The following is a 17,824-nucleotide window of genomic DNA, read 5'->3' as shown; positions in this document are numbered from 1 at the left end:
GGATTTAGACCCGGCTGCGGCCCTTCAACCCAGGCAAGTACGGTCCGGAATGTCTCGGTAAACGGCACATTCCGGGCCTCTTCATAAAAAAGACAAACCGAACACCATGGGCTATCAGGAAGAAAAACAGCACCAACTCGATCTGCGCTATCTGCGCATGGCACGTATCTGGGCCGAAAATTCCTACTGCGTACGACGCAAGGTCGGGGCACTGATCGTCAAGGACAAGATGATCATTTCGGACGGCTACAACGGAACCCCCTCGGGTTTCGAGAACATCTGCGAGGATGAAAACGGGAAGACCAAGTCCTACGTCCTCCATGCCGAAGCCAATGCCATCACGAAGGTCGCCAAGTCGGCCAACAACTGCGACGGTTCGACCCTCTACATCACGGCGGCCCCCTGCATCGAATGTTCGAAACTCATCATTCAGGCCGGTATCAAACGTGTCGTCTACTCCGAAGATTACCGTTCGGAAGAAGGGCTCGATCTGCTGCGCCGCGTCGGCATCGAATGTGTCCAATACAAAGCCGAGAAGATCGGGGAGATCGGTTAGCCCCGGTGCGCAAACCCGGCAGGAGGTCGTACACTGCCGCCGAAAAACCCTGAAAAACGAAGTGTGAGATGAAACGCATCGTCATCGTCGGAGCCACCTCGGGCATAGGGCTCGCGACCGCCCGAGCCTGCATCCGCGAAGGGTGGCGCTTGGGGGCTGCCGGGCGTCGGCTGGAAGCCCTCGAAGCCCTGCGGGCCGAAGCCCCCAAACAGGTCGAGATCGAACCGCTGGATGTCACACGCGACGATGCCCCGGAACACCTCGACAGACTCATCCAACGTCTCGGAGGCATGGACACCTACCTTCATGTCTCGGGCATCGGAAGCCGCAACTTCGAACTGAGGCCCGACATCGAGGTGGAGACCCTGCGCACCAATGGCGAAGGGTTCGTCCGCATGGTGACCGCGGCCTACGCCTGCTTCCGCAAACAGGGTGGCGGACATCTGGCCGTCATCAGTTCGATTGCCGGCACACGCGGACTCGGCGCCGCACCCGCCTACTCGGCCACCAAACGCATGCAGAACACCTACATCGACGCCCTCGCCCAGCTGGCCCGCATGGAGGGACACGACCGAATCCGCTTCACGGACATCCGCCCGGGATTCGTCGCCACCCCGCTGCTGGCCCGCGAGCCCCGCTATCCGATGCTGATGCAGACCGAAAAGGTAGTGCGCCGCATCATGCAGGTGCTGCGCAAACCCCGCCGAAGGGTCGTCATCGACCGTCGTTACGCCCTGCTGGTGCTCCTCTGGAGGCTGATTCCGCAGGGGATATGGGAACGCCTGAAAATCCGACCCCGCGAAAAATAGATGCAACGCAAGAGACATACCTCGCGCGAACGGCTGTTCGTCACGGGCGGCGTGCTGCTTCTGCTGCTGGCCGCCGGAGTCATTGTCTCCGGACGCATCATCAACCGCCGGGCCGCTCAGATGAGCAACCGCATCGTCACGCAGATCAGCGAATCGCACTGCCTGCTGCTGCAGAACGAACTCGATCGCACCGAGGGGATTCTCACCGCGGCAACTCGCTTCCTGCAGCGGCACGACACCCCCTCCGGACCGGAGCTGCAGACACTGGCAACTACGCTGCTGGATGTCGACTCGAAGGCCCGCGAGATCTGGTTCTCACGGGAGGGGGATGCGAAGAGAAGACGTTGTCTGCGCAACGGCACGCTGCTCATGGAGCCAACAGCGGCCATCTGCCCGGCCAAAGAGGACTCGGTCGTGAGTACGATCGTCTCTGAAGAGGGTACGCCCGTCTGGGTGCTCGCCTGCACGGTCCGCGATCCGGCCGGCAAGCGTTGTCTCTGCGGCATCGACTATCCGCTGCCGGAGCTCTACACCTACATGAGCGAACAGAATCCACACAGCCGCAGTTCGGCCATCCTGCTCAACCCCGAAGGGGTGATCGTCTACCACCCCGACAGTCTGAAACTGGGACAGCGGATCGGGTCGGAACACGGCACAGGCGGCAAGAACGGAGACTTCACTGGCTCCGAGACCGAGGCCTTCCGGCGGGTCCTTGCCACAGGGCAGAGCGTCATCACGGAGACCTTCTCCGACTACCTCGGCATGGAGGAGCAACGCATCTACTATCCGATCCAGCTGGCCGGGCAGCGATGGGTCGCCGGAATCGGAATCCCGCGGCTGGTGATCGAGCAGGAGATCGACGACTTCCACCTCTACACGATTCTGACGGCGGCAGTCTCGGTGCTGCTCTTCGCCACGCTGCTCGTTGCGGCCCAACGACGCTGGCGCCGCGAATACGCCCTGAGGCGTCTCTCCGAACGCGAATCGGCCCAGTTGCAACTGCAGCAGGTGATCGATCAGATCGACCCCCACTTCCTCTTCAATTCGCTCAACTCGCTCTACGCCCTGATCCGCTGCAACCCGGAGCAGGCCCGTGAATTCACACTCACCCTCTCGCGCGTCTACCGCCGTGTGCTCGAACGCCGCAAGCAGATCCTCGCCTCGCTGGCCGAAGAGATCGACTTCACGTGGCAGTACCACACGCTGCAGCAGATCCGCTTCGGCGAGAACCTGACGCTCACCACAACCATCGACACCTCGCTGCGCCGACACCGCATTCCGGCCATGAGTCTGCAGACGCTGGTCGAGAATGCCGTCAAGCACAACCGCGTCTCGACACGCACCCCCCTGCATATCGACATCCGCACCGAGGGCGACTCGCTCGTGATCGAGAACAACCGCACGCCCCACGAAAACGAAAACACCGAGTCGCTGGGCGTCGGACTGGAACGCATCCGTTCGATCTACCGCTTCTACACCGACCGCAACCTCGAAATCACGATCGACCCGATGACTTTCCGCTGCTCGCTACCGCTGCTTCCGCCCGAAAAATAATCCGCCTTTTTCCGCCATTCATACCCCCGATTCGGGCATTCGTTCCCGATGGTTTCCCGGAGTTTTCAAAAAAATTTATTATTGCATCGTGCGGATTCCGTACCCGCACGAAAAAAGGCAATAGAAGATGAGAAATACGAAAGGATTCATCGGGTCGGCACTCCTGGCCGCAGCACTCCTGCTGGCGGCACCATCGGCCGAAGCCCGGAAGCGCCCTTCGCGCAAGGCAAAAGAGGCCGCTGCCGTCGAACAGACGGATTCGACCCGGAACGCGACGAAGGCATACGACAAAATCCTCGACGGTGCATCGGCCGACGAGGGATTCTTCCGCGTCCTGCGCAAGGGAACCGACCTCTGGTTCGAGATCCCCGATTCGCTGCTCGACCGCGACATGCTGGTCGTCAACAAGATATCGGGGGTTCCCTATGCACTCAACGATGCCGGAATCAACAAGGGAATGGGATTCGGCGAGAAACTCATCCGCTTCCACAAGGATACGCTTTATAAAAAGGTGTGGGTCACAACCCGTGATCCGCGCATCTCCGCCCCGGCGACCGACCGGATCGCCCGTTCGGTGAAGGACAACTACCGCGAAACGGTCATCGAACAGTTCCCGATCGAGGCCTACAATGCCGATTCGACCACGGCCGTCATTCGCGTCAACAAGGTCTTCGACGGCAGCGAGAAGAGCTTCAACAACCTCTTCGGCGAACTCCGCTCGGGAAGCGTCAACCGCAGCCTCTCGAAGATCGGGCAGGTGAAGGCCTTCCCGCGCAACATCCTCGTCAAGTCGCTCCTCTCGGGGAGCCTTTCGGGCGAGGAGAGCGGCGCAACACCCCTGACGGTCGAGATCACCTCGAACCTCGTGCTGCTCGACCGGGAACCGATGCGTCCGCGTTTCTCCGACGATCGCGTCGGGTATTTCGAGATCGGCCACCTCTACTTCAACGACACGCAGCAGAAGGCCGAAGAGCGAGGGCTGATCAACCGCTGGCGGCTGGAGCCCCGCCCCGAAGACCGCGAACGCTACCTGCGCGGCGAACTCGTCGTGCCGGCCAAGCCCATCGTGCTGTGGATCGACCCCGCGACGCCGCCCGTCTGGGTCCCCTACATCAAAAAGGGAATCGAGGAGTGGCAGGAGGCCTTCGAGGCCGCCGGGTTCAAGCAGGCGATCGTCGCCCGCGAGGTCGGACCCGACGACGAGGCCGACTTCGACATCGACGACGTCCGCTACTCGGTGGTCACCTACGCCGCCTCGGAGCTGGCCAACGCCATGGGCCCCTCGGTCATCGACCCCCGCAGCGGCGAGATCATCGAGGCCGACATCATCTGGTGGCACAACGTGATGAGCATCCTCCACTCGTGGATCCGGCTGCAGACCGGCGCCGTCGATCCGGCGGCCCGCGCCAACGTCCTGCCCACGGAGCTGATGGGCAACGCCGTGCGCTTCGTCTCGTCGCACGAGCTGGGCCACAGCCTCGGACTGAAGCACAACTTCGCCGCCTCGTACTCCGTACCGGTCGACTCGCTGCGCTCGAAGCACTACACCGACCGCCACGGCACGGCCAGCTCGATCATGGACTACGCCCGCTTCAACTATGTCGCACAACCCGGGGACGGCGTTACGCAGCTCACCCCCAAGATCGGAGCCTACGACCTCCACGCCATCCGCTGGGGCTACCGCTGGCTCGACGTCAAGGATCCCCACGAAGAGCTGCCGACGCTGAATAGCTGGCTGCGCGAACACGAGGACGATCCCGTCTACCGCTACGGCGAGCAGACGCGCGAGGGTGTCGACCCCCGGGCACAGTCGGAGGATCTGGGCGATGACGCCGTGCGCGCCGGCCGCTACGGGTTGGCCAACCTGCGGCGGATCATCCCCCACGTCGAGGAGTGGACCGACCAGGAGGGCGAACTGCAGTACGAAGCCGGACGCTTCCTGATGTCGATCCTCTTCCAGTGGCTGACCTATGCCGACCACGTAAAGACCAACGTCGGCGGTTTCTACCTCAACCAGGTCGTCGCCGGCCACCGGATCGACCGCTACATCCCCGTCCCGGCCGAGATGCAGCGCCGCAGCGTCGACTTCCTGATCGAGGAGGTCTTCCAGCTGCCCGAGTGGCTCTTCGGCGCCGAGGCCTGGAAGCGGAGCTACCCCCACCGCACGTCGCCCGTCGGGCAGATGGAGTACTCGCCCTACAACTTCGCCCGCGAACTCCAGTACAAGGTCTACTACGAACTGCTCGACGACCGCCGCATGGTCCGCATGTACGAGGTCGAGGCCCGGCAGGGACGCGGCGAAGAGACCTTCTCGCCTGAGGAGATGCTCGACCGCATTACGCGTGCCGTGTTCATCCGTCCGGGCAGCCGCACCCTCTCGCTCTACGAGCGGATGAGTCAGAAGAACTACGTCGACGCGCTGATCGTCTCGTCGAACATCACCATGGTCAAGACCACCAAGATGGGCGCAGCGCTGCACGACCACGCGGCGCATCTTGCCGGCGGCTGCAGCTGTCAGCTGATGCACGAGGCCCCGGAGCTCAACCTCGAACCGCTGCCCCGCCCCGAGGATCTGAAGCTGCAGACCCAGCGCAACTACGAACTGATGCAGCGCGTGAGCGAGACGCCGTCGGCCAAGCGCGCCGAGATGAGGCGGCTGCTCACGATCGTCCAGGGCCGCCTCCAAAGCGGCGACACAGCCACCCGGAACCACTACCGGGATCTCGAACTCCGGCTCAGGGAGGCCCTGAGGATGTTGTAGGACAAAAGCCGCAAAGCCGTCTTCCACCCGCTGGAAAGACGGCTTTGCCCGACTTCAGGGGTCGCCCCCGACCGCTTACAATCCGAAACCGAAAACCCGAAATCGATTCCGAATCCAAACCGAATCACAACACATACTTATAGTTTCACAAGCCATGAACAGATTCCTTACGTTACTGCTGCTGATCGCCCCGGCGCTGGTTTTCGCCCAGACGACCCGCAGGATCACGGGCCAGGTGCTCGATCGGGCCACCGGTGAACCGCTCGTCGGCGCCACCGTCTTCATCGCCCCCGAGGAGACCCAGGCCAAAGACTACAATCCGCAGGGAACCATCGCCTACAACGAGGGGCGTTTCGAGTTCACCCTCCCGACCTCGGTCCGTCGTGTGGTCGTCAGCTACCTCGGCTATGAGGCCCAGACCGTCGACATCGAGGGCAAAAGCCTCTTTACGATCCGTCTCGACGCTTCGTCGAACCAGGTCGATGCCGTCGTCGTGACGGGATACCAGCGCATCGAGAAGCGAAAACTCACCTCCTCGATCGCCAGCGTCAAGATGGCCGACATCTCGCGCGACGGTGTGGCCAGCGTCGACGGCATGCTCTCGGGCTCGATCGCCGGTCTGACCTCCACGCCCACCTCCGGAGCCCCGGGCGGCGCCAACAAGATCAAGATCCGAAGCACGGTCACGCTGAACGGAAACACCGATCCGCTGTGGGTGCTCGACGGCATTCCGCTCGAGGGCAACGATATCCCCTCCGACTGGTCGTCGAAGGAGAACATCGACAACCTCTACAACATGTCGATCGCCGGTCTGAACCCCGCCGACATCGAGGATATCACCGTGCTGAAGGATGCCGCCGCCACGGCCATCTACGGCGCACGGGCCGCCAACGGCGTGATCGTCATCACCACCAAGAAGGGGGCCCGCAACCAGCCGACGCGCGTCAACGTCACGGCGTCGCTCTTCGTCACGGACCGTCCCGATCTCGGAAAACTCAATCTGATGAACGCCTCGCAGAAGGTCGACTTCGAGCTGGCGCTGGCCGCAAACGGCCGCCTGAACTACCTCTCGGGGATGGGCGGCGTTGCCCGCATTCTGGACCGGGCCGGCGAGCGCAGTGCGCTGGTCAGCGGCGGGCTGGCGGCCCTCAGCCCCGAAACCCGCACGGCGATCGACGCCCTGCGGCAGGATGCCACCGACTGGGGCCGCGAGATCTACCGCGTAGCCCTCAACCAGCAGTACAGCTTCAGCGTCTCGGGCGGCGGAAACCGCGCCAGCTACTACCTCTCGGGCGGTTACTACAACGAACAGGGCACGACCGTCGGCACCGGGTTCGAGCGTCTGAACCTCACGATGAAGACCGACTACGATCTGCTGAAGAACCTCCGCTTCGGGGCTTCGCTCTTCGTCGGCCAGAACCGCAACGACTCCTACGTTTCGGACACCGACGTCTTTGCCAACCCCTCGCGCTACACACGCACCGTCAACCCCTACTTCGAGGCCCGGAACCCCGACGGCAGCTACGCCTACGACCCCGACATGAACACCTATCAGGGCAACAACGACAACGTCCTCGACTTCAACATCCTCGAGGAGCGCGCCAACACGGATTACATGTTGCGCACGCGGTCGATGAAGACGATCTTCGACCTCGACTACCGTCCCGTCAGGGGGCTGCGCCTCTACACGCAGTTCGGTCTGCAGGTCGACAACTCGGCCACCGAAAAGATGGCCTCCGAAGAGACCTACTTCACCCGCAAGTATGCCCTCTATTCGGTGGTCGACGGCGTGACCTACATGCCCAAGGGCGGCGTGATCCAGAACTGGAACGCCGACATGTCGCAGTACACCTGGAAGGCCCAGGCCGAGTATTCGGGCTCGTTCGCCGAGCGTCACGAGGTCGACCTGATGGCCGGTCTCGAGATGCGCGGGACGACCAACACCTCGATCCACACCAAGGGTTTCGGCTACGACCCCCGCACGATGACCAACGAACCGATGGTCTTCCCGGACGGCGACAGCGGATCGAATCTGGCCAACAGCCCCTACTTCACGCAGTATCAGAAGTCGTTCTACGAGAACCGCTACCTCTCCTACTTCCTCACCGCCTCGTACACCTTCGACAACCGCTACACGCTCTTCGGCTCGATGCGCTACGACGGCACGAACCTCTTCGGCGTCGATCCGAAGTACAAGTTCAACCCCATGTGGTCGATCTCCGGCGCCTGGAACATCAACCGCGAACGGGGGCTGCGTGACCTGCGCTGGCTCGACAACCTGCGCCTGCGCCTCTCCTACGGTGCGCAGGGCAACATCGACCGCACCACCTCGCCCTACATCCTCGGGTCGTGGGTCATCCGCAACCCGGGCGGCGTGAACGAGGACGGCATCAACGTCAGCTCGCCCCCCAACCAGAACCTCCGCTGGGAGACCACCTACACGTGGAACACCGCGCTGGATTTCGCCGCCCTGGACAACCGCATCGGCTTTACGTTCGAGATCTACGGCCGCCGCAGCAAGGACCTCATCACCACGCGCATGATCCCCACGGAGACCGGCTTCAACACCACGTCGAGCAACTACGGCGAGATATCGAGCCGCGGTATCGAGTTCTCGCTCAACACCGTCAACATCCGCACGCGCAACTTCCGCTGGGAGACCCAGTTCAACATCGCTCGAAACACCGACCGCGTCGAGCGCGTGCTGATCGACGAGAACGCCTGGACCCCCTCGCTCGAGGGACACTCCTCGGCCGGCATCTTCGCCCTGCGCACCGCCGGGCTGGACGAAAACGGCATCCCGATGTTCTGGAGCGGCGGCGAACGCGTCTCGCTGCAGCAGCTGGTCAACTTCCGCATCGAACAGACCGACCCCTGGGGACTCGGCATTCCCGAATATTTCGAGTACGGGCCCGTCATGGATCAGTCGCAGAGCGACGTGCGCAACCGCCTCTCCTACATCGGTTCACTCAATCCCGATCTGACGGGCGGGTTCAACAACCGCTTCCTCTTCAAGGGATTCGATCTGACCGTATCGTGCAACTTCGTCATCGGCCAGCTGGTCAAGGAGACCCCCTTCTACACCCCTCACAAGACCAGCCCCGGACAGAACACCACCACGGCCGTGCAGCAGATCTGGTCGCCGGAGAACCCCGCAGGCCTCTATCCCGCGCTGGCCGGAAGCCGTCAGGCCGACGGTTCGGAGTGGGGCGACTGGGATGCCAATCCCGACCCCTACCGCGTCTACTACTGGATCCTCGACCAGAGCGACGCGTGGGGCGCCAGCTCGCTCTTCGAGAACCTCGACATCTGGTACCACAAGATCAGCTACCTGCGCGTGAACAGCATCCGCCTGGGCTACACATTCCCCGAACGCATTGCGCGCAAACTCCGCATGGCGTCGCTGCGCCTGCACTTCGAGGCCCGCAACCCGCTGGTCCTCGCCTCGAACTACGACGGATACTTCGACCCCGAGACCTACGGAAACATCTACGCACAGCCGCTGTCCCGCAGTTACTCCGTCGGTCTGAACATCACCTTCTAACACGTTCCCCACGATGAAAAAACGAGCATATATCCTTCTGGCAGCCCTCGCCGCGAGCGGCTGCAACTACCTCGAGATCGAGCCCGTCGGGCAGGTCATCCCCCACAAGACCTCCGAGTTCCGGGCGCTGCTGACCAGCGGCTACAACGCCTACCCCTTCGGATCGGCCCGTTCGTTCACGGCGCTGCTCTCCGACGAGGTCGGAGCCATCGACGCCAGCGCCTTCTGGAACGCCAGCGAGGTCGTCCCGCTGGGCTACAACTACACGTGGCAGTACGGCGGGCAGATGCAGGAGTATCCCTACCAGTACTTCTACCAGTCGATCTTCTACGCCAACGCCGTCATCGAGAACATCGGCGCTGCCGATGTCGACGACGCCGGCGAACCGAGCGATCAGATTCTCGGCGAGGCCTACGCCCTGCGCGCCTACAACCACTTCGAGCTGGTGAACCTCTACGGCCGCCCCTACAACCCCGCCACGGCGTCGTCGGACCGCGGAATCGTCCTCTCCGACCACATCGACATCGAACAGCAGTACCGGCCCTCGACCGTCGAGGCCGCCTACCGCTCGATTCTCGACGACATCTCCCGTGCCGAAGCGCTGATGAGTGTCGAAAAACAGCCCGATGCCACGCACAACTACCGCTTCTCGCTCAATGCACTGGCCGCCTTCAAGGCCCGCGTCCTGCTCTACACCCGGCAGTGGCAGCAGGCCTACGAGCTGGCCGTCGGGTTGTTGCCGAAGTATGAGCTGCTCGACCTGAACGCCCTCGGCGACGCAACCACGCGCCCCTGGAAGGCCGACTCTTCGGAGGCCATTCTGGCACTCGACCGTCCCTTCTCCTACTCGGGAGGCGATCTGGTGCGCGGAGCGCTCCTCTCCGAGAGCCTCCTTGCGCTCTTCGATCCGACAAACGACTGCCGCCGCACCTACCTCAAGGAGATCAAGTCCGGAGAGGGCGAATCGGCTCTCTCGGGATACGGCGTCGACCGCTCGTCGTCGGACCGCATCTCGATCCGTGTGGCCGAGATGTATCTCATCGCTGCCGAGGCCGGGTCGTACCTCCCCTCGGAACTGGAGCAGGCCCGGAACCTGTTGCTCGAACTGCAGTCCAAACGGATGAAGAACGAGGCCATGGAGGCCCAGCGGGCCCGCGTCGAGGCGATGGATGCCGAGGCGCTGCGCCAGGAGGTGGCCGATGAACGGGCCCGCGAATTCCCGCTCGAAGGGCACCGCTGGTTCGACCTGCGGCGCACGACGCGTCCCGCGATCACCCACCGCTACGAAGGCTCTTCCTACACCCTGCAGGCCGGGGATTCGCGCTACACGCTCCCCTTCCCGCAGTCGGCCGTCAACAGCAACCCCGATCTGAACAACTGATCGGTGCGGTCCCGACACGAAAAAGAGTCCGGTTTTTGCTCCGGACTCTTTTTTTTGTAATTTTACGTCCCATGAAAGCCATCATCATCGAAGACGAGCCCCTGTCGGTTGCCGAACTGCGCAATACGCTCTCCGAAGTTGCCCCGCATATCGAAATTGTCGCTACGGCCTCCTCGGTGGCCGAAGCCGTGGAGTTGCTGCCCCGCATCGACCACGACCTGCTCTTCATGGACATCCATCTGGGCGACGGCAACGGATTCGACATCTTCCGCCGCACGCCGGTCAACGTCCCGGTGATCTTCATCACCGCCTACGACACCTATGCCATGCGAGCCTTCGAAAACAAGGGGATCGACTATCTGCTCAAGCCCTTCGGCCGCGAGGATCTCCGACGCGCCATCGACAAGCTCGGACTGCTGGCACGCATCGGCGCAGGCCCGACGGCCGGCAGCTCCGATCCGGCCTCGGCGCCCGAGGAGGCCTGGCAGGAGCGTTTCCTCGTCCAGATCGGGGCCCGGATGCGCTCGGTAACCACCGCCGAGATCGCCTACTTCATGGCCGACGGAAAGTACCTCCATCTGGTGACACATGACGGCAAGGACTACCTCCTCGACCGTACGCTCACCGAGGTGGGCGAAAAGCTCTCGCCCCGGTATTTCTTCCGCATCAACCGCCGCCTGATCATCTCCTTCGAGTCGATCCGCGAGATGGTCCGCTACTCGGGAAGCCGCATCAAGGTGGTACTTCAGCCTCCGCTGCCCGAAGGGGAGGAGGCGCTGGTCAGCACCGACCGCGTGCAGGAGTTCCGCCAGTGGCTCAACCGCTGACGCGCCCCGCAACCCGATAACACGCCCCCTACAACAGCAGGTCACAAGGCCCCGGGCCCGGCAGCAACGGGCACAGAATCCCGACCCCGGCAACAACGGGCACAAAATCCGGCCCCGGCAACAGCAGATCACAAGGACCCGGGCCCGGCAGCAACGGGCACAAAATCCGACCCCGGCAACAGCAGATCACAAGGACCCCGACCCCGGCATCGGACTCTGCACCGTTTTTATCGCCGTCGACAGCTCCCGTCCTCCCCACGGATCTGCCTCCACACACGAAAGCACCCCCGGACCGAAAGGGTCCGGGGGTGCTGATTTGCGGATCACGGCCGGCCGATCAGAACGGCAGGTCGTCCGGATCATCGGCCGGAGCAGCCGACGTCGAGGCTGCGGCCGGCTGCGGCTGCTGGTAGGAAGCGCCCGAAGAAGCCGGTTGCGAATATCCGCCCGTCGAGGCGCCCGCCTGATGCGAGCCGCCCTGCTGATACCCCCCTTGCTGGTAGCCGCCCTGCTGGTAGCCCGTCTGGGAGTTGTCGGTCGCCGGGTTGTCCGAACGACGCCCCAGCAGATTCATCACGTCGGCCAGAATCTCCGTCGTATAGCGTTTGTTGTTGTCCTTGTCCATCCATTCGCGCGTGCGCAGACGCCCCTCGATATAGATCTGTGAGCCCTTGCGCACGTAGCGGTCCACCACATCAGCCAGACCCCGCCACAGCGTGATCGTATGCCATTCGGTGTGCTCCTTCGTCTCGTTCGACTGGCGGTCATAGAGCCGCTCGGTCGTGGCCAGGCGGATACGGGCCACCTTTGCGCCGCCCTCCAGCGTGCGCACCTCGGGGTCCATGCCCACGTTGCCGATCAGGATTACCTTGTTTACCATCTTCTTATTTCAGATTTTTGATCATGCGTTTAAACAGCAGCTCCATCCTCGCGCCGGCCTTCCGCCCCTGAAGCTGCACATCCTCGTGGTCGCCCACTTCGTCCGAAAGACCGCAGTTCGTAATCACCGAAACCCCGAAGACCGGAATCGACATATGTCGTGCCACGATTACCTCGGGGACGGTCGACATGCCCGCCGCATCGCCCCCGATGGCCTTGTAGAAGCGGTACTCGGCCTGCGTCTCAAACGTCGGGCCCGTACCGCCCACGTAGACGCCGTACTGCAGTTTGATGTGCTCCTCCTCGGCAATGCGCGTCGCCGCGGCCACCAGTTCGCGGTCGTAGCAGTTGTGCATGTCCGGGAAGCGGGGACCCAGTTCGTCCAGATTGCGTCCGATGAGCGGATTGGGCAGCAGGTTGATGTGATCCGTGATGACCATCAGGTCACCGACGCGGAACGTCGGGTTGATGCCCCCCGAGGCGTTCGACACGAAAAGCCAGCGGATACCCAGCTGCTGCATCACCCGGATCGGGAAGGTCACCTGCTGCATCGTGTAGCCCTCGTAGTAGTGGAAGCGGCCCTGCATGGCCACCACCCGGCGACCCTCGACCTCACCGAAGATCAGCCGTCCCTTGTGCCCCTCGACCGTCGAGACCGGGAAGCCCGGGATATCCTTGTATTCGAGCGTCCAGGCCGTGTCGATCGTGTCGGCGAAGCCGCCCAGACCCGTACCCAGGACAATGCCCACTTCGGGAGTGAAACCCTCCGTATGTGCCTTGATGAAGGCTGCGGTTTTCTTAATTTCCTCTAACATCTTGTTCCAGTTTTTGCAGAAAATCCGTTGCCGAATCCTCTATGAATGAAATATTGATCGGTTGGTAGTAGAGCGCCCGGCGAACTTCGGCGGGAACCTTCGCCCGGTTGGTCATCTTCACGGCATCCTTCTCGGTGGTGACGATCACCGCCCCGGGATGCTTCGCAAGCAGCGCCTGCAGCGCGTGCATGTCCCGCACGCGGTAGATGTGGTGGTCGTCGAGCGTCATCTCCTCGACCACTCGGTAGCGTTCGCGCAGCGACCGCACGAAGGGTCCCGGGTTGCCGATCCCCGACAGAGCGATCACCTCGCGGCCATGAGCCAGCGGCTCCGGATCGGCATCCTCCGTGTAGAGCGGCTGGGGCATGAAGCTCTCGAAACGCGTGAAATAGACCCGCTGGTAGGCCACCTGAATCAGCACCTTGCGCAGAATCCGACGGTCGATCGGCGCCATGTGTTCGGGGCACTTCGTGACGATGAAATAGTGGGCGCGGTGCAGCTCCTCCGGAAGGTCGCGCAGCGTCCCCGCGGGCAGCATCCGGTCGTGCTGGACCGGTCGCGTGGCGTCGATCATCACCACGTTGATCTTCGGCTCCACGTAACGGTGCTGGAAACCGTCGTCCATGATGATCAGATCCACCTCGGGGTGTTCGGCCCGGATGCGGCGGATGGCGTCGGCCCGCTTCTCGCACACCACCACCAGCGTATCGGGAAACTTCAGCTTGATCTGCAGGGGTTCGTCCCCCACGTCGCGGTAGTGTGAATCGCACTGCACCTCGAGGTAGCCCCGCGTACGGCGGCCGTAGCCCCGCGACAACAGCGCCACGCGGTGCATCTGCGACATGTAGGCGATCAGCATCTCGGCCATCGGGGTCTTGCCCGTGCCGCCCACGGTGATGTTGCCGATGCAGATGATCGGGATGTCGAACTTCTCGCTCTTGAGGATGCCCCAGTCGAAGAGGCGGTGACGCAGGGTCACCCCCATTTTATAGAGGAAGGCTGCAGGTGCGAGCAGGCTTTTGAGCATCTTTCTACCGGTTTGAACAGACAACCTTCAAAGATAACAATTATTCTCCGGATCGCCAAACCCGGAGCCGCAATTCTGGCTTCACCCACCCAAATACGGGTCGAGCCCGCCGCTCCGGATACCAAAACCCCTCCGCAACCCGTTTGTATGAATCCGGCAAACGGTTTTTCGGCGAAGCGACTCGAAAAGCGGTCGAAACGGCGACTCCCGTACCGTTTTTTTTACTATCTTTGCTTCGATTATGAAGAATCTGAAAACACTCCTCTGTGCCCTGCTCCTGGTCGGGGCCACAGCCTGCGGCCGCCAGTCGGCCAATACCGGGGAGGCGGAGCCCGAAGCCCCCGAAAACCTTCTCTACGGGATCAACGTCGACGACTATCGCACCGAAACCGGTGAGGTCGGCAACGGCGAAACCATGGGCGGCATCCTCAACCGATACGGCATCTCGGCGCTGGTGGTCGACCGCCTGGACAAGGCCTCCAGGGAGGTCTTCCCCCTGCGGAACATCCGCGCCGGACACAAATACACGGCCTTCATCCACGAAGACTCGCTCTACGCCCCGCACCTCGACTGGCTCGTCTACGAGACTTCGGTCACCGACTACGTCGTCTTCGGATTCCACGACAACGACTCCGTCTCGGTGCGCAAGGACTGCAAGCAGTACACCCTGCGCCGTACGAAGAAGAGCGCCGTGATCAACTCCTCGCTCTGGGGTGCCATCATGGAGCAGAACCTCCCCTACGCCCTGGCCGCCGATCTGGAGGATATCTACCAGTGGACGGTCGATTTCTTCGGCATCCAGAAGGGCGACAGCTTCACGGTCATCTACGACGAACGATTCATCGACGATACGGTCTCGGCCGGCATCGGACGTATCTGGGGCGCCAAGTTCACCCAGAGCGGCAAGGAGTTCTATGCCATTCCGTTCCGCCAGGGCGGCAAGATCCAGTACTGGGAGGCCGACGGCGGAAGCCTGCGCAAACAGCTGCTCAAGGCCCCGCTCAAGTATTCGCGCATCAGTTCGCGCTTCACCTACGCCCGCAAGCACCCTATTTATAAGGTCTACCGTCCGCACACCGGCGTCGACTACGCCGCGCCGAAGGGTACGCCCGTACATGCCGTGGCCGACGGCGTGGTGATCTTCAAGGGCTGGGGCGGCGGTGGCGGAAACACCCTCAAGATCAAGCATGCCGGCAACCTGCAGACCGGGTATCTCCACCTGAGCCGCTTTGCCAAGGGCATCTCGAAGGGTTCACGCGTCTCGCAGGGACAGTTGATCGGATACGTCGGTTCGACGGGCGCCTCGACGGGGCCCCACCTCGACTACCGCATCTGGAAAAACGGCACGCCGATCGATCCGCTGAAGATCCCCTCGGAGCCCGCCGAGCCCATCTCGAAGGAGAACCGCGCCCTCTTCGAGTTCGTCCGTGACCGCATCATCGCCGAACTCAACGGCGACGTAAAACCCGAGGAGCGCATCACGCAGCTCGATTCGCTGCAGCTGCCAGCCGCAACGGCAGTCTCCGCCGCTCCCGCCACCGAAGAGAAGAAGAGCGAAAAATAACACCCCGAACCGGAAAATTCCGAACAGTCGGCCCGGCCGCAAGCCATCGCCGGCAGAAAACATCCGCAATCCATAACCATTTCGCAGCCAAAAGAGACACTCCCCATGGAACGCATCGGAGTCATTATCGTAGCCGGAGGAAGCGGCCGCCGCATGGGCGGCTCCATTCCCAAGCAGTTCCGGCTGCTGGGCGGACAGCCCGTACTGGCCCGCACGATCGGCAACTTCGCCGCCGCATGGCCCGGAGCGGAGATCGTCGTCGTCCTCCCCGAGAGCCACATCGCCTTCTGGAAGGATTTCGCAGCCCGCTTCGAAGTGGCCCGCCACCAGGTTGTGGCCGGTGGCGCGGAACGGTTCGACTCGGTGCGCTGCGGACTCTCCGCCCTGCGGAGCGATCCCGACCTGATCGCCGTACAGGATGGCGTACGCCCTCTGGGATCGGTGGAGATGATCCGCCGCGTGGCCCGGACCGCCCTCCGGTACGGTGCCGCCATACCCGTCGTGGAGCCGGCCGATTCGTTCCGGGAGGTAGAAGCCGCCGAAACGGCAACGAATCCGACCAGTCCGGCCAACGCCAACAGCGACTCGGAGGATCCCCGGTCACATCCCCTGGATCGCAGCCGGCTGCGCATCGTCCAGACCCCGCAGATCTTCCGCAGCTGGCTGCTGCGAGAAGCCTACGCGCAACCCTACCGGCGGGAGTTCACCGACGACGCCTCGGTGGTGGAGGCCGCCGGATATCCCGTTTCGCTGGCCCGGGGCGAACGCTCGAATCTCAAGCTCACCACCCCCGAGGATTTCATCATCGCCGAAGCGCTGCTCTCCGCCCGCGAAGAGGAAGAGGCCCAACGCAGGGAGGAGGCGACGCAGCACGAGAAGGAGGCGACGCAGCACAGGGAGGAGGCGACGCAGCACGGGAAGAAGGCGACGCAGCACGGGAAGGAGGCGACACAGCATGAGGAGGAGGCGACGCAGCATGAGGAGGAGGCGGACGATCCGACAAGGGGCAAGGCTCCGACAGGGAAGGTCGACAGGAGCGATCCTCACCTCCGGACATAAACGGCCACACGATAACCCACGCAGACAAACAGCAGCCCCCCAAAAAAGACAATAAACCGACGACGCACTCCGTTCGAAACCCGTTTAGAACCGCAGAATTTAGAGCCGCAGAAAAGCGATGCAAAGCATCTACAAATACCGATTCTCCCGCCATACGATCTACGTTTCGATCGTCTATCTGATCGTATTCGTACTGCTCGGATGGGCCCTCTACCACCTCTACGAGGGCGGATATCTCTCGGCGTGGTTCACTTCGTTCATCGTCGCGCTGATTGCCCTGATGGCCCTCTCGATCCCGCGAAAGATCGTCGTCATGGACGACCGCGTCGAGATCCGCTGTCTGCTCGACATCACCGAGATCCGCCGCGACGAAATCGCCTCGGTGCGCCGCGTCGAAAACCGCCGCATAAAGTGGCTCATCCCAATCTTCGGAGGGTACGGTTTCTTCGGCTACTACGGACACTTCCTCGACCTGCGGCGCCTGGACCGCGTGCGGATCTACGCCTCCGAATGGCGCAACTTCGTCGAGATCACCGACATCTACGAAGATCGGCTCTATGTCTCCTGCTCGGAGGCCGACCGGCTCGTCGCCGAGCTGATGCCCCCCGGTGGGAACCGGCTCGATGAGGAGGAGGAAGAGGAGGAAGAGGAAGGCGCGGCGGCTGCAAACGAGAAGGCCCGCAACGAGACGGTCGGAGACCTGGAGCCGCGGAACGGGGTCGCCGGAGCGGCTGAAACGGCCGGCTGTATCGAAAGAGCCCAAGGTGACACGCAGGACAAACAGCCGGAGTAGTTCCGGCAACCAATTTGCATATCAAACCTTTATTCACCCTAAAAAAAGACAAAGAAAAAGATGAAAAAGTATCGTTGTGAAGTCTGCGACTGGGTATATGACCCCGCAGTCGGCGATCCCGATGGCGGCATCGCCCCCGGAACCCCCTTTGAGGAGATTCCCGAAGATTGGGTTTGCCCCGTCTGTGGCGTCGGCAAGGACCAGTTCGTAGAGGTGGCCGAGTAATTCCCCGTGCCACAAGGCGAAGAGGCGCAT

At 62.6% G+C, this 17,824-nt stretch carries 13 protein-coding genes and 1 pseudogene; 11 read left to right on the top strand and 3 right to left on the bottom strand.

The window, feature by feature from the left end:
• Window positions 1-106: 106 nt before the first annotated feature.
• The 7 genes from B5E60_RS00150 to B5E60_RS00120 all read left to right on the top strand — a co-directional run bounded on the left by B5E60_RS00150 (window position 107) and on the right by B5E60_RS00120 (window position 11,432).
• The gene (locus B5E60_RS00150) at window positions 107-556 is read left to right on the top strand and encodes a deoxycytidylate deaminase (protein ID WP_087308871.1); all 450 of its coding nucleotides are present in this window, start codon (window positions 107-109) and stop codon (window positions 554-556) included.
• A gap of 68 nt (window positions 557-624) precedes the next feature.
• Window positions 625-1,365 (top strand): SDR family NAD(P)-dependent oxidoreductase, encoded by a 741-nt coding sequence (locus B5E60_RS00145; protein ID WP_087308870.1) that lies wholly within the window; start codon window positions 625-627, stop codon window positions 1,363-1,365.
• Window positions 1,366-2,919 carry a histidine kinase gene (locus B5E60_RS00140; protein WP_087308869.1) on the top strand — a complete coding sequence of 518 codons (1,554 nt, stop codon included), beginning with the start codon at window positions 1,366-1,368 and terminating at the stop codon, window positions 2,917-2,919. It abuts the gene before it with no gap.
• A gap of 127 nt (window positions 2,920-3,046) precedes the next feature.
• Window positions 3,047-5,680: a zinc-dependent metalloprotease gene (locus tag B5E60_RS00135; protein ID WP_087308868.1), complete on the top strand. Its 2,634-nt coding sequence runs from the start codon at window positions 3,047-3,049 to the stop codon at window positions 5,678-5,680.
• A gap of 154 nt (window positions 5,681-5,834) precedes the next feature.
• Entirely contained in the window at window positions 5,835-9,224 is a 3,390-nt protein-coding gene (locus B5E60_RS00130; RefSeq protein WP_087308867.1) for a SusC/RagA family TonB-linked outer membrane protein, read from the top strand.
• Window positions 9,225-9,237: 13 nt separating this feature from the next.
• Window positions 9,238-10,605: a RagB/SusD family nutrient uptake outer membrane protein gene (locus tag B5E60_RS00125; RefSeq protein WP_087308866.1), complete on the top strand. Its 1,368-nt coding sequence runs from the start codon at window positions 9,238-9,240 to the stop codon at window positions 10,603-10,605.
• 71 nt (window positions 10,606-10,676) lie between these two features.
• Window positions 10,677-11,432 carry a LytR/AlgR family response regulator transcription factor gene (locus tag B5E60_RS00120; RefSeq protein ID WP_087308865.1) on the top strand — a complete coding sequence of 252 codons (756 nt, stop codon included), beginning with the start codon at window positions 10,677-10,679 and terminating at the stop codon, window positions 11,430-11,432.
• Between the two features lie 337 nt (window positions 11,433-11,769).
• Here B5E60_RS00120 and B5E60_RS00115 read toward each other — a convergent pair whose 3' ends face one another.
• The 3 genes from B5E60_RS00115 to lpxK are packed head-to-tail and all read right to left on the bottom strand — an operon-like array spanning window position 11,770 to window position 14,153.
• Complete coding sequence (locus tag B5E60_RS00115) at window positions 11,770-12,312, bottom strand: single-stranded DNA-binding protein (RefSeq protein ID WP_087308864.1); 543 nt, start codon at window positions 12,310-12,312, stop codon at window positions 11,770-11,772.
• A 4-nt stretch (window positions 12,313-12,316) separates the two neighbouring features.
• Window positions 12,317-13,126, bottom strand: a complete 810-nt coding sequence (locus B5E60_RS00110; RefSeq protein ID WP_087309067.1) for a purine-nucleoside phosphorylase — start codon at window positions 13,124-13,126, stop codon at window positions 12,317-12,319.
• On the bottom strand, window positions 13,110-14,153 hold the full coding sequence (gene lpxK, locus B5E60_RS00105; RefSeq protein WP_087308863.1) for a tetraacyldisaccharide 4'-kinase: 1,044 nt from the start codon (window positions 14,151-14,153) through the stop codon (window positions 13,110-13,112). The genes B5E60_RS00110 and lpxK overlap by 17 nt, the downstream gene beginning before the upstream one ends.
• Before the next feature lie 241 nt (window positions 14,154-14,394).
• On the opposite strand from lpxK, the gene B5E60_RS00100 reads away from it, so the two are divergent.
• The 4 genes and pseudogenes from B5E60_RS00100 (at window position 14,395) to rd (ending at window position 17,794) form a co-directional block, all read left to right on the top strand.
• Window positions 14,395-15,717 carry a peptidoglycan DD-metalloendopeptidase family protein gene (locus B5E60_RS00100; protein ID WP_087308862.1) on the top strand — a complete coding sequence of 441 codons (1,323 nt, stop codon included), beginning with the start codon at window positions 14,395-14,397 and terminating at the stop codon, window positions 15,715-15,717.
• Between the two features lie 105 nt (window positions 15,718-15,822).
• Window positions 15,823-16,560: pseudogene (locus tag B5E60_RS00095) on the top strand (IspD/TarI family cytidylyltransferase); the annotation flags it as partial.
• Window positions 16,561-16,894: 334 nt separating this feature from the next.
• A complete protein-coding gene (locus tag B5E60_RS00090; RefSeq protein ID WP_087308861.1) occupies window positions 16,895-17,569 on the top strand; it encodes a PH domain-containing protein in 675 nt (224 codons plus the stop codon).
• Between the two features lie 60 nt (window positions 17,570-17,629).
• Complete coding sequence (gene rd / locus B5E60_RS00085; protein ID WP_087308860.1) at window positions 17,630-17,794, top strand: rubredoxin; 165 nt, start codon at window positions 17,630-17,632, stop codon at window positions 17,792-17,794.
• Window positions 17,795-17,824 lie beyond the last annotated feature (30 nt).

It is taken from the genome of Alistipes sp. An116 (assembly GCF_002161005.1).
Classification (GTDB): Bacteria; Bacteroidota; Bacteroidia; order Bacteroidales; family Rikenellaceae; genus Alistipes; species Alistipes megaguti.
This window is presented reverse-complemented; position numbering and strand designations above follow the sequence as displayed.